A 12,300-nucleotide genomic window follows, 5' to 3' on the forward strand; every position below is an offset into this window, starting at 1 on the left:
CCGCCGTTCAGCGCCCGGCCGGGCCGCCGCCCGCGGACATCCCCGGGCAGGTGAAGCACGGGGAACCCCTGGCCCCCGTGGGATCCGGGGCGGGCAGGGGTCTCCCCAGCGGGACGGCTGCGGACAGCTGAGCCGTGGATGCAACGCCCCCGGTCTCTTGGATGGCCGGCCGTCTTCCCGTCGTGCCGGGCTCAGCCGATGCGGTGCTCCACCCATGCCTGCCCGGCTGCGGTGGCGCGGGTGCGTCAGGCGGGCAGATCCCAGCTCGGCCCGTCGAATTCGCCCAGCCAGACGTGCTGGCGTTCCCTGGTGACGGTGAGACCGAATGCCGACTGATGCGGGGATCCCGCGTCCTGCCAGAGCAAGATGGCATTCTCGACCGCGTCCCACAGGCGCAGCGGGCCGTGCTGGTGAACCGTCCAACCGCCGCTCGGGTCCGGCCGGGTGTCGGCCCGAGAACCGGTGCCGACGTCCAACAGGATCGTCGTCTCGCCGCTCGACGCTCGCTGAGCGGCCGGCGCGGCGAGCTGGGCGACGAACAAAGCGGCCTCGTCGTCCAAGATCCCCGGGTCGATTCGGCTCTCCCGGGCGTCCCCGACACCCGTCGTGACCGGTGGCCGGGGCGGTGGCATGTGGGAGCGGGCCCGCATGAAATACAGATCGTCCCTCAGGAACCGTCCGCTCGCAGTGCCGTCACCGACCATGGTCAGGTGCGCGAACGCGACCCCGCCCATCCACCCCCACATGGGAGTCGTAATGGTCCCACCGGCGCGCACCTGACTCATCCACGCCGGAGGGATGGTCCGCACTGAGCAAGTGCCGATCAACCGGTCGTACGGGGCGTTGTCGTCGTAGCCGTGAAGGCCGTCCCCGACCACAAGGACGGGGGCGTACCCGGCCGCGGTGATGGCCTTCTGCGCGCGCCTGGCCACGGCGAGGTCGTACTCGATCGACGTGACGGCCTCCTGGCCGAGCCGGTGGCACATCAGCGCGGTCGAGTAACCGGTGCCAGTGCCGATCTCCAGCACCCGGTCGCCTTCACTGATATGGGCGGCCTCCAGCATTCGCACGACCAGGCTCGGGGTGGTGGACGACGAACTGGGCGAGCCCGTCACCGCGCTCGTCGCTTCTTCGGCCAGTACCCCGTCGACCTGGGTCACCCATGTCTCGTCGGTGTAGACCAGGGCCAGCCAGTCGTCCTCACCTACGTCGGCGCGGCGTATGGGCGTCCACAGGTCACCCCGGACCACGTCACGAAGGTAGGCGGCGTCGCCGACGAACAACTCGCGAGGCACCCCCTCCAGGGCTGCGCGCCAGCCAGCGGATTCCACGGTGTCCGCCAGCATGTGGCGGAGCTTCGCGGCGGCGTCGCTCACGGCCACCATCCCTTCAAGATCAGATCAGCGAAGGTGCGCGTCATCACGTCGGCATCAGGTAACCAGGCCCACTGGCCGTTGGGGTTGCATTCGATGAAGGTCCACGTCTCGGGTTAGCCGAACTGAACAGAAGATGGCGGTGCCCCCGTCGGCCCTGACGGGGGCACCGCGTTGCGACCGGTGTCCACGGTCCCTCCAGCCCGGGGATCGTCCGGTCGCGCCTGCCCCACGGGTGGCCCCTGGTCTGCGCACCACCGCTCGTGGGAGATGGACGGCGCGGCGACACGGCACGGGGGCGTCCGCGCCGCCGCGCCGGGCTCATGGCCCGAAGGTGTGCGCGGCCCGTGTCCGGTGCACCAGCTCCACCTGGGCGGCCAGTTCCTTCGCGAGTTCTTCGGCCGAGGAGCGGATGAACGTCTCGTGCACTCCGGCGATCCTCTGCCGGTCGGTGGGCGGAGTGCGCGAGATGGCGTACCAGATCGGGACGGCGAGGTCGGTCACGCAGACGATGTCCCACCCGGGGAAGTCCTGCCGCAACGTGGCCAGTTGGCGCTCGGCGCGTTCCGCCGCCTCCTCGCAGAACTGTGGCCGCTTCAGGGCGGGCTCTTCCGGGGACGTCACCGGGGAACCTCCTGCCGGGCCCGTCGTCCGGTGTCGTCGAGTCGGCGGCACAGGTCGCTCGGGCTGGGGGCGTGCAGGGTCCGGGAGCAGCCGCACCCCGGTTGCGGGCACGGGCCGGTCGCGTACCAGATGCGGTGCGCCTGCCAGATCGTCCAGCCCGGGAACGCGCGGCCGATGTACTCGGCGAGCGCGCCGGCCTGCTCCTCAGCCGTCGCCGGTACGGGGGAGGTGGAACCGTCGCCGCGCCTGCTCGCGGGGGTGTCGCATCGCCCCGGGGCCGGGCTCACGCGATGGCCTCTCGCCGGTACGGCTCGCGTCGCCGCGGTGGGAAGGTGTCCGGTGAGCGGCCCCGGCCGGGGGCGGCGGCCGTCATGGGCCGTGCGTGACGTCCGGGCCGCGCCTGGGGGACGACGGCGGGGTGGGCCTTCACCGGGCGGGCGGGGGCCGCGGCCGAGACCGGCCCGCACAGGCCCAGGCGCCGCCGCGCGGCCATGCGGGCGCACACCTGGCGGGGCGTGGGCTGCTCCCACAGGTGGTCGCGGCGGTGCGGGAGGCTGCGCGCCTCGTGGGCGTAGGGGGCGTGACCGCACCACCGGCAGCCGAGGGGCAACGGTGGGGCGTCCGCTCCCCAGCGGACGCGGATGACTCTAGGCTTGCGCACGGGTCAGGAGGACCTTCCTGATCAAGGGACCCGTACGGCGTGTCAGCGCCTGCGGGTCCCGCCTTTCGCACAGGGAAAGCGGATCGTAACGGATCGCCTACGTTGTGCTTCGGACAGTCACCATGGTGCTGCGCGGAGCATCGCGGAAGTGACACACTTTGTGTCACCCCAGAGTGATCGTCAGGCGACGCCGACCCATTCGGCGAAGCAGACCAGGCTTTCGCTGCTGGCACGGTGCAGGCGCAGCAGGGTCTCGGCATCCTCGCGAACCCAAGGGTGTTCCCGCGTGTGTTGCGGCGCGATCTTCCTGGCGGTCCTCAGGCTCTCGAAGGCCGCTTCCTTCAAACCGGCCCACAGCTGTGCCCTGGCCAGCTCGATGAAGAAGCCAGATCGGCGTTCGGCGGGCATGTCCGACGGCGGCGACCAGCTGTCGCCCAGGAAGAGAGCGAGCTGAAGGTGATGGTCTCCGAGGCTGACGGCGACGGACACCTCGTGGACGCGGACCGAACAGGGGCCGAACGCGGTCCCGTAGTAGATGTCCTCGGGGACGAGGTCACCGAGTCGCCGCGCCTCACTTAGATGGGTCATAGCGGCGTCGGCGTTGGCTGTTCGTGCTGCGATGACGGCGGCTCGCATGTGCAACGATCCCAGGACGCCGAGACGGAGACGTCCTGCGCTTTTCGGCAGGTTGTCGATCGCGGACTCGATTGCGCGTAAACCCGCGTTGTACGCGTGCACGGCGAAGAAGCTTTCGGTCCGCACATACGCCGTTGACGCGCTGAGGAGAGGATCCCCCACAACGGCTGCGGTGTGGCGCATCAATTCGATCAGCCGAGCTGACAGATCAAGGTAGCCGTATTTGTAGGCGACCGCATCGGCGGCCCGGTAGGCGGCCACGAGTAACGCCGCGATGTCGCCAGGGTTATCCGCTCTGTGAATCCCACGGATGAGCTCGCTGAGCAGTGCGGGAAGGGTCTGTGACAGCCGTACGTACTGGGCGCCCAGGCGCTTCTGGACCGCGTCGGTAACGGATACTCGAAGCGCGGGTAGGGGGCGCACCGGCCCCTCGTCGGGAACGTCGTATGCGGTGATGACCTCACGCAGCGCGGGAATCGCGTCGTGGACACGGCCGTCAAGACGGCCGGAGTCCCCCAGGAGCCGGGACGGGTCGACGCCCAGCGCTGCGGCGATGGTGTCCAGGACGGAATCGCTGGGTGCGCGTGTCCCTTGCTCGATCTTCCTGAGCATGCTGAGAGAGATGTTGGCCGCTCGGGCGAGGTCGTCCTGAGTCATGCGGCGAGCTCCACGAACAGCGGCTATGCGCCCTCCTGGACCGGTTCTAAGGGCTTTGCCGGGCATGTCTGTTCCGTTCTCCAGACAGGAGAGAAGGCAACTCCGCGATGGTGTCGATCTGCCAGTCCGCCGCGTCCAGAGCGGCCGCGTCGTTTCCCCAGAGGTGTCCCCAGGGGCCGCGCCGGATCATGCATGTGCGCAGACCGAAAGCTTTGGCGGGAATGATGTCGTTCGCGGGGTGGTCGCCGACGTAAACCGTTTCATGAGCAGGCGCCTCGGCGAGCTGGAGGACCTTGCCGAAGAATCCGGGGTCGGGTTTCGCGATGCCCCATTCCTCCGAGGTGACGATCGCGTCGGCGGGGATCGACAGCCCTCGCAGGAGATCACCGGCTTTGCGTGTCTGGTTCCCGGCGACGCAGACCCGAAGTCCCGCATCGCGCAAGGCCCGCAGACCGGACCGGACGTCGGGGTACAGGTCGGTCTCGTCGAGGTGTTCGCCCTGGCCGGCCTCTTCACGGGCTTGGCGCGCCGCGTGCAGGTCGATGCCGGGCCGGAGGATGCGAACCGCCTCTGCGTTGTCCATGCCCAGGGCTGTCACCGCCCCGACCAGAGCGGACAAGGTGTGGCGGGGGATGTTCAGCCAGTCCGCCCAGGACCCCCAGTACCGGTCATCGCGAACCAGCGTCTCGCCTATGTCGAACACCACAGCCTTGACCACACCTGGGAGGGTAGGCCAGTTCATCGCCGTCCGTAGTCCCAACTCACGCGTTCATGCACCCGGCCTACGGGTGCTTCCCGCGTACTGCGTCTCGCGTGGGATGTGGCGGTGACCGTCTGGGAAACGGAGCCGCTGCTATCGAAACGCTGAACGCCTGTCGGCTGGTGTTCTCCAGCAGCGCGCGCCTGGCGTGGTGCGGCGCCTTCAGCCGGTCAGTTCGCGCTGCGGCCGCTGCCCGTTCTGCCGGTGCCCGCCGTCCGCCGCCTGCATCGCGTCGATCTTCGCGTGCAGGCGGGCCAGTTCCTCCAGGACGGCGGTGATCTGGTCCTCGGCGCGCTGCTCCTCGGCGGAGGTGCTCTGGTCGTCCATGGCGTTGACCACGACGGCGATGAACAGGTTCAGCACCACGAAGGTCGACGTCAGGATGTAGCCGACGAAGAAGACCCACGCCCAGGGCTGCTCGTCCATGACCTTCTCGGCGATGTCCGGCCACGACTCGCCCGTCATGATCTGGAAGAGGCTGAACAGTGAGGTGGGCAGCTCGCCGAAGTACTCGGGGGCCATGTCGCCGAAGAGCTGGGTCGCCAGGACCGCCGAGATGTACATCACCAGGAGCAGCAACCCGATGATCGACGCCATGCCGGGGATGGCCGCCAGCAGCGCGGCGACCACCTTCCGCATGCTGGGCACGGCCGACACCAGGCGGAGCGCGCGCAGGATCCGCAGCGCCCGCAGCACCGAGGCCGGGCCGGACGACGGGATCAGCGCGACGCCCACGATGGCGGCGTCGAACCAGTTCCACGGGTCGCGGAAGAACGCCCCCCGGTAGGCGTACAGCCGGGCGGCCAGTTCGACGATGAAGACCGCCAGGGCCGCCCGGTCGATGACGTGCAGGAAAGTGCCGATCCGGTCCATGAGGTACGACGAGGTCTCGCATCCGATCGCGACCGCGTTGACCACGATGACGGCGATGACGGCCCGTTGGACGAGCCTGGTTTCAAGCAAGGAACGCACACGTTCGCGCCTTGGCAAGTGGTCAGCTCCCTGGGGGTCGGTGATTACCGCACACTGGCATACCCATGATCCAGTACCGGGCAATCCCCCCGTCGCCGCGCATGCCGTACCGGCCTCCGGACGCCGGTACGGCATGTGTCACGGCGAACCCTGGACTCCGCCTTGTGCGCGACGGTCTCGATGGTGCTCCTTGGACTGGGGGTGATCAACGGATCATGAGCTGTTTGCGCATTACGGTCGAGATCTGTGTGTATTTGTATTGGGGGTGGTGATTTCGGCTGTCGTCGGGAAGGAGGGTCGTCCGGGCCCGGACGAGAAGGCGCGGGCGGGGAGATCGCATCTGAAAAACCGGTGGTTCCGGCGGGTCGGCGACCGCGGGAAGAAACGCCCCTTCCGGCCTGCGAAGGCGTTGTGTCAGGGGCCGACGGGATGTCTTTCGCGGCGTCCCGATTCCGGGACTTCGTACGGCTCGTTCTCGTATGACATCGCCTGTCCGGCCGCCGTCCGGATCGCGCCTTCCGGTGTGTCGGTTGTCAAGGGCGGTGTGGGCGTCGGCGGACGCGCCTTGCCAAGTGTTCCGCTGAACACGGGAGTGACCTCCTTCTTGTCGAAGAATGGCCTCCGGTGTGGGAAATAAAAGCGGATATATCGCATTAGAGGCATATGTGGTATCTGTTGACCGTCAGTGAATACTTATTGTCATTGCGAGCAGTCGTTGAGGATGATGCGACGTGATCGAGCTGCGCAGCTCCGAGGTCCCGGCCGCCGACCGGTTCGAGTGGTGGTGCGACCTGACCGCCCGGCAGATGTTCCCCACCGCGATCAGCAGTGACCGGACCGGCGACTTCCGCGCGGCGGTGACGATCCTGCAACTCGGGCCGGTCACCGTGACGGCGCCGCGGTTCGTCGACATGAGGTCGGCGCGCACCGCCCGGCTGATCCGGCGCTCGGACCCGGAGCTGTGGACGCTGACCCTGGTCCGCGCGGGATCGATGTGGACTGAGCAGAACCGCAGCCGCGCCCAACTGGCGATCGGCGACCTGGTGCTTCAGGACACGTCCCGGCCGTTCCACTGTGAGGTGCTGTGCCAGGGCGGCCTGGCCCGTACGGTCACGCTGCAACTGCCCCGCCGGGTGCTGCCGCTGCCCGAGGAACTGTTGCGGGACCAGGTGGCACGGCCGCTGTCCTCACGGCGGGGGGCGGGCGCGTTGCTCGGCCGGTTCATGGCGGGGCTCCTGCAGCAGGCGAAGACGCTGGGACCGGCCGAACGCGCCCGGCTGGGCACGGTGGCGATCGACCTGCTGGCCGTCGTCCTCGCGGGAGTGACCGACGCGGTGCGGACGGTGCCGACGCAGACGCGGCGGCAGGTGCTCATGCGGGAGATCAAGACGTTCGTGCAGCACCACCTCGGCCGGACCGACCTGTCCCCGTCCTCGATCGCCGCGGCCCACCACATCTCCGTGCGCTCCCTGCACCACCTGTTCCAGCGGGAGGAGCGGACCGTCAGCGGATACATCCGCGAACAGCGGCTGGAACGCTGCCGCGTCGATCTGGCCGACAGCCGCCTGGACGGACGGAGCGTCGCGGAGATCGGAGCGCGATGGGGTTTCCCCGACGCCACGTCATTCAACCGGGCGTTCAGGGCGACGTACGGGATGCCGCCGGGCGAGTACAGAAAGCACGTCTCACCCGCTTCGGCGGTCCCGGCAACGGGCCGCTCCGGGCCGACCCCGGCGACCCCGCCCGCGGCCGGGTGACGCGGCTCGCCCGGCCGGCCCGCCCGATTCGGGTGTCACCGGCAGGCCGCCCGGGTTCCGGCAACGGCCCGACGGCGGCGCCGTCTACGTGATCAGGGCCGGGTGTTGCAGGTAGGGCTCCAGGAAACCGCCGGGCGGTCCTCGACGATACCCTCGGCATGGTCGACCGCCGTGGTCGAGCCGTCGGACTTACGCTCCACTAGATCAAGATGGTAGACCCTCCTTCTCATGGTCACGGTGGGGCTTCGATCGGGGCCGGTGGGCATGTAGTAGATGCAACGAGACTGGGCGTCTTTGACGACGCCTACTTTGGCGGCTGTCTTCATGGCCGTCGCGCCCTGCACGCTGTCCAGCTCGTCGGCCATGCCGTCCTGCCACTGGCCGACGGTGACGACGGCGACCGGGTACCCGCATACCTGGTAATTTCCCCAATGGCGCTCGCGGGCGCCATCGCCCGCGGCGATGCCCCAGACCGCGGTGGAACTGCAGTCCGCCGTCACGGTGGTCGTTTCCATCAGCGTCGCCCGGACGTACGTGCCGGTCGTGACGGCTGCCGCTTCCGTCGCGGTCAGGCCGGGAATCGATACTGCGACCGCCGCGGCCACGGCGGCGGATATGAGTCTTCGGTAGCTCTTCAAAGAACTCTCATTCGTCTTTCGGGTGGCGGAAGGCGGATGATCGGATCTGTCGGACTCCATCGGTGAAGTAGTGCGATCCGCCACTCTTTGTGCTGGATGTGACGCCGACCCCGGCTTGCCGTCCCGCTCCTGCCGGAAACCGACACGCATGTCTCCCCTGAGCGGGGGTGCCCGGCCTGCCGGGGGGCATGGAGAAAGGATCCCCCGGCGAGTTTGGAACGACTTTGGATGTTCCTTGGAGGGGACTTGAGAGCCGCTTCATGGACCCTTGGCGGCGATGTCTTTGCAGACGGGGTTGTTGTCCGGGCGATGCCGGATCGGCGACGGCGTCGGCCGGTGCAGCCGAGCGGCCGACGCGGGCGCATGGCGTGGCCGACGTGGTGCAGTTCCTCGCCTCGGAAGTCCCCGAAGGTCCGGAGGCCGGGATCACCAAGGTAGTCGACCCGGTCGCCATCGGTCCAGTGCCGATCCCGGTGGGCGTCCGCCCCGGGTCCCGTGGTGGCGGCCGGCGGCGGAGTGCTCCGGCTCCGGAGGCGCCAAGGTGATCGTACTCACCGGTAACTAAGTAGCCGCGCCCATGATGCGGAGGCGGATCATCGTGACGATGGTCCGTATGACACAGCCGGTGAAGACCACGACGACGACCGCCTTCTACGTGCAGGCCGCCATCTCGTTCGGGCTGTCCGTGACGGCCCTGGGGATCGGGATCGCCTACCTGCCGGTGACCACCTGGGTGCGGGCCTTCATGGGCCTCGGGCTGCTCTACGTGGTGACGTCGACCTTCACGCTCGCCAAGTGCGTCCGGGACCGGAGCGAGGAGGCCAGCGTCGTCAACCGGGTCGACCAGGCCAGGCTGGACAAGCTGCTGGCCGAGCACGACCCGTTCAAGAACGACTGACCCCGCCGTAGTTAAGCGCTTTGCTGCCGAGCTCACCGCGATCCACCAGGCCGGGGTCGTCCACCGCGACCTGAAGCCGTCCAACATCCTGCTGAGCGCGGTCGGCCCCCGGGTCATCGACTTCGGCATCGCCCGGCTGTCCGAGCCCGACGCCACGCAGTCCGAGGTGGTGTCCGGCACGCCCGCCTACATGGCACCCGAGCAGGCGAGCGTGGCCGCGGCCACGCAGGTGGTGAGCGACACCTGGACCCCGTTGCTTCCCGCCACGACCGAGCCGCGACGCCGGGCCGCACCGCTGGCGGCCGCCGCGCTGGCCGTCCTGGTCACGGCGGGCGTCTCGCTGGCGGCCTGGCGGCCGTGGGCCGGCACGGACGCGAACGCCCGGCCCACGCCGTCGGTGTCGACGGTCCTCCTGACCGCGACCGCGACCGTGACCCGGGAAGCGGCGGCCCCGGCGGATTCCACGCCCCCCGAGCGGGCGGAGATCACCACTCCGGTACGGGTGAAGCCCTCGGCTCCCACCGGAACCCTCAGGCCGGGCACGAAACAGGCAGGCGCGACATTCGTCCACGGCAACCCCTGGGGGAAGAACATCCCCGGGCACGTGCAGATCACCACTCTCGCCCGGAAGGGCGACGACCTCAGGCTTGAGGCCACGATCAGGAACACCAGCGCCGACGGCCGCATCTACCTCGACTACCTGCTGGCGAGCGGGCTGAACGGCAATCAGGTCAACGACCTGCAGAACATCCAGCTCTTCGTGCCCGGGGAGACCTTCCCGCTCCAGCCCTTCCGGGAGGGCGACAAGTGCGCGTGCACGAGCTGGGCGGCGACCACGATCCTGGAAGCGGGCCAGTCCATGCACCTGTACGCCGTGTTCCGCAAGGTTCCCGAAGACACCAGGACGGTGGACGTCATCCTGCCGACGATGGGCACGTTCAGGAACCTGCTGATCACCGGGAGGTGACGACCGGTCCTGCCGCCGGAGAGCGCGCCCGGCGGTGGTCACCCGGACGGCTTCCGCCGGGCCGCCGCCCGGACCGCCCCGCCGGGGACCGTCGCCCCCGGACCGCGACGCCGGGGTCGCGATCCAGGGCTGCCACCCCGGCCGGAGAGCGTCAGATCATCACGTGGTCCTCGGGGTGGCCGACGAAGGAGAACTGGGCGTTGCGGGTGAGCTTGATGTCGTCGGCCTGCCAGGTGTGCTTGCCCGCGTCGCCGCTGCGCCAGTAGACGAAGTTGAACCGGTCGGCGGAGTAGATCTTGACGCGGTCCTCCTTCAGACGGCGGACCAGGCGGGTGTCCTCCCCCCGGGTGACGTCCTCGAAGCCGTAGTGGCGGAACATGTCGGCCTTGCCGAGGAAGGTGCCGCCCTGGACGAGGAAGGCGTAGCGGTGCTCCAGGCCGGGCAGGCGCAGCATCGTGGTGTTGCTGCCCTCGAAGTAGGCGTAGTGGGCGCCCTTGCCGACGAGTTCGGCGTCGGAGTAGTCGAAGGCGCGGGCCAGGTCCGACAGGTAGTGCTCGCCGTACAGGTTGTCGTCGTCCATCTTGGCGATCAGCTCGCCCTCGGCGGCGGCGATGCCCATGTTGAGGCAGGCGCCCAGCGAGAGCGACGAGTCGGCGGGGAGCACGACGACGTCGGTGACCCCGGCCATGCGGGCCTTGTCGGCGACGACGACCGGGTCGATGTCGAGACCGTGCAGGACCATGATGAGCTGGACCGGCCGGTGGATCTGCTTGGCCACCGAGGAGATCGCGTGCTCGATCTGGGAGGCCCGGTTGGTGGGCAGGACGACGGAGATCGACCGGGTCCTGGGCTGGACGGGCCTGCCGAGGACCTGGAGGATCTGGTCCACGCGGTGCGAGAACAGGTGCTTGTCGAAGACCTCGCGCATGGCCAGGTGCCCCTGGCGGGCGCGGAGCTCGGGGCTGTTGACCAGGTGGAGGACCTGGTTGTACGACTCCAGCTCGTCCCGGGCGATCGGGATCAGCGACCCGAAGGTCTCCTCGATGGCCCGCGACCAGCCCGAGACGATCGAGGTCGCGCAGGCCGAGAGCTCGAAGACCCGGCGGGCGCACATGGTCGGCGAGTCGAGGACCGAGTTCACGTTGAGGAAGACCTTGTACATCTTGTACGCGGCCAGCATCTGGTCGTAGGGGAGCTCGCCCACGATGTGCGGGACGTACTCCTTCGGCCAGGCGTACTTCTCGTCGACGGTGCCGTTGCGGGCGAAGATGTGCAGGCCGAGCTCGCGGATCGGGGCGAGGACGGTCTCCATCTGCTCGCGGCGTTCGGGGTGCTTGTCCCGGAAGTACATGCCGGCGAAGACCACGTCGTGCAGGCGCCCGCGCTTGTCCTGGATCGGGTTGTGCACCCGGGGCTGGGCCGCGAACTGCAGGACGTCGACCCGGTCGTGGCCCAGCACCTCCCGGTAGCGGGGGACCATGTCGCCGTCACAGGTGAAGACGTAGTCGAACAGCTTGGCCGTGTCGATGAAGAAGTCGAAGTTCGGCGGGTCCTCCTTGTTCCAGAAGACCGTGGGGATCCCCTCGGCGCGGCACCAGTCGATCAGGGCGCGCAGCTCGGGCTTGGGGGCGTTCGTCCCGGTCATCTGGTAGCGCCAGCGGCCCTGGTTGCCGTGCCAGGCCGACTCCACGAACAGCAGCTCGGGCCGGCGCTCGGCGAAGATCTCCGGCCAGTCGCGCAGGCCGAACTCGATCTGGTCCCACTCGTACTTGAAGGCCATCCGGGAGAAGTCGTCCAGGATGACCGCGACCTTCAGGCCGGGGCGGAGGATCGGGCCGTCCGGCCACTTGACCTTGGGCACGTCGACCGCGGGCCCCCGGTTGTCGAGCTCCTCGATCACCTCGCTCACCGGCCGGGGCGGCTTGGGCCCCCTGCGCTCCTGCATCGCGGAGCGGAGCTTGCCGGGCAGCGCCGTGACCCCGGACCCCTTGGCCGCCGTCAGCGCCTCGGCCACCCGGTAGGGGCGTTGGACCTTGGTCGACTCCAGCTTCCACTGGGCGTACTCGGCCTTGGCCTCGGCGATGGCGAGCCGCCGCTCCAGGTCCTGGACGCGCTCCTCGAAACGCTCGATGACCTTGCGCTCCTCGGGCAGCCAGTTGACCGGCCCGAGACGCTTGAACTTCGGCTCTTCAGGGGTCTCTTCGCTCATGGGGATCGCCTTTGTCCGGGTCGTGACATGGTACGGCCGGAGCAGTACCTCAATGGCCGCTTTACGGAGATTTGGGCAGTATGGATCGTGCCGCGGATGATCGGGACGGCCTGCGCCGTGGACGTACGCGTACGGGGATACGCGGCCC

At 69.0% G+C, this 12,300-nt stretch carries 11 protein-coding genes and 2 pseudogenes; 3 read left to right on the forward strand and 10 right to left on the reverse strand.

All coding sequences use genetic code 11. From position 1 onward, the window contains the following. Positions 1–245: 245 nt before the first annotated feature. The 7 genes from tgmC to ABD841_RS04110 form a co-directional block, all read right to left on the reverse strand. Positions 246–1,385, reverse strand: a complete 1,140-nt coding sequence (tgmC, locus tag ABD841_RS04080; protein WP_344967978.1) for an ATP-grasp peptide maturase system methyltransferase — start codon at positions 1,383–1,385, stop codon at positions 246–248. A gap of 309 nt (positions 1,386–1,694) precedes the next feature. Beyond that, positions 1,695–1,997: a hypothetical protein gene (locus tag ABD841_RS04085; RefSeq protein WP_344967979.1), complete on the reverse strand. Its 303-nt coding sequence runs from the start codon at positions 1,995–1,997 to the stop codon at positions 1,695–1,697. Continuing rightward, on the reverse strand, positions 1,994–2,284 hold the full coding sequence (locus ABD841_RS04090; protein WP_344967980.1) for a hypothetical protein: 291 nt from the start codon (positions 2,282–2,284) through the stop codon (positions 1,994–1,996). Before ABD841_RS04090 ends, ABD841_RS04085 begins: the two co-directional genes overlap by 4 nt. Then, a complete protein-coding gene (locus ABD841_RS04095; RefSeq protein WP_344967981.1) occupies positions 2,281–2,658 on the reverse strand; it encodes a hypothetical protein in 378 nt (125 codons plus the stop codon). The genes ABD841_RS04090 and ABD841_RS04095 overlap by 4 nt, the downstream gene beginning before the upstream one ends. A 180-nt stretch (positions 2,659–2,838) precedes the next feature. Further along, positions 2,839–4,017 (reverse strand): helix-turn-helix domain-containing protein, encoded by a 1,179-nt coding sequence (locus ABD841_RS04100; RefSeq protein ID WP_344967982.1) that lies wholly within the window; start codon positions 4,015–4,017, stop codon positions 2,839–2,841. Further along, a complete protein-coding gene (locus tag ABD841_RS04105) occupies positions 3,998–4,669 on the reverse strand; it encodes an HAD family hydrolase (protein WP_344967983.1) in 672 nt (223 codons plus the stop codon). The genes ABD841_RS04100 and ABD841_RS04105 overlap by 20 nt, the downstream gene beginning before the upstream one ends. 204 nt (positions 4,670–4,873) lie before the next feature. Next, positions 4,874–5,683 carry an ion transporter gene (locus ABD841_RS04110; RefSeq protein WP_344967985.1) on the reverse strand — a complete coding sequence of 270 codons (810 nt, stop codon included), beginning with the start codon at positions 5,681–5,683 and terminating at the stop codon, positions 4,874–4,876. Between the two features lie 731 nt (positions 5,684–6,414). Here ABD841_RS04110 and ABD841_RS04115 point away from each other — a divergent pair. Continuing rightward, entirely contained in the window at positions 6,415–7,440 is a 1,026-nt protein-coding gene (locus ABD841_RS04115) for a helix-turn-helix domain-containing protein (RefSeq protein WP_344967986.1), read from the forward strand. Between the two features lie 92 nt (positions 7,441–7,532). Here ABD841_RS04115 and ABD841_RS04120 read toward each other — a convergent pair whose 3' ends face one another. After that, positions 7,533–8,078, reverse strand: coding sequence for a hypothetical protein (locus tag ABD841_RS04120; protein ID WP_344967988.1), 546 nt, complete (start codon positions 8,076–8,078; stop codon positions 7,533–7,535). After that, positions 8,075–8,554: pseudogene (locus tag ABD841_RS40740) on the reverse strand (Atu4866 domain-containing protein); the annotation flags it as partial. The gene ABD841_RS04120 and the pseudogene ABD841_RS40740, both read right to left, overlap by 4 nt. Positions 8,555–8,691: 137 nt before the next feature. Between ABD841_RS40740 and ABD841_RS04125 the strand changes: the two are divergent. Both ABD841_RS04125 and ABD841_RS40745 read left to right on the forward strand, forming a co-directional pair. Beyond that, a complete protein-coding gene (locus ABD841_RS04125) occupies positions 8,692–8,976 on the forward strand; it encodes a YiaA/YiaB family inner membrane protein (RefSeq protein WP_344967990.1) in 285 nt (94 codons plus the stop codon). A gap of 22 nt (positions 8,977–8,998) precedes the next feature. Continuing rightward, positions 8,999–9,211 (forward strand): annotated as a pseudogene (locus tag ABD841_RS40745) (protein kinase domain-containing protein); the annotation flags it as partial. A gap of 883 nt (positions 9,212–10,094) precedes the next feature. Here ABD841_RS40745 and ABD841_RS04135 read toward each other — a convergent pair. After that, the gene (locus tag ABD841_RS04135) at positions 10,095–12,152 is read right to left on the reverse strand and encodes a glycosyltransferase family protein (protein ID WP_344967991.1); all 2,058 of its coding nucleotides are present in this window, start codon (positions 12,150–12,152) and stop codon (positions 10,095–10,097) included. Between the last annotated feature and the right edge of the window lie 148 nt (positions 12,153–12,300).

Source organism: Streptosporangium fragile, from assembly GCF_039534445.1.
GTDB classification, from domain to species: domain Bacteria; phylum Actinomycetota; class Actinomycetes; order Streptosporangiales; family Streptosporangiaceae; genus Streptosporangium; species Streptosporangium fragile.

What these genes read in the sequence shown, in the direction of transcription:
- tgmC (WP_344967978.1), bottom strand. Translation starts at nt 1,385, where the DNA reads ATGGTGGCCGTGAGCGACGCCGCCGCGAAGCTCCGCCACATGCTGGCG.
- ABD841_RS04100 (WP_344967982.1), bottom strand. Translation starts at nt 4,017, where the DNA reads ATGCCCGGCAAAGCCCTTAGAACCGGTCCAGGAGGGCGCATAGCCGCT.
- ABD841_RS04125 (WP_344967990.1), top strand. Translation starts at nt 8,692, where the DNA reads ATGACACAGCCGGTGAAGACCACGACGACGACCGCCTTCTACGTGCAG.
- ABD841_RS04135 (WP_344967991.1), bottom strand. Translation starts at nt 12,152, where the DNA reads ATGAGCGAAGAGACCCCTGAAGAGCCGAAGTTCAAGCGTCTCGGGCCG.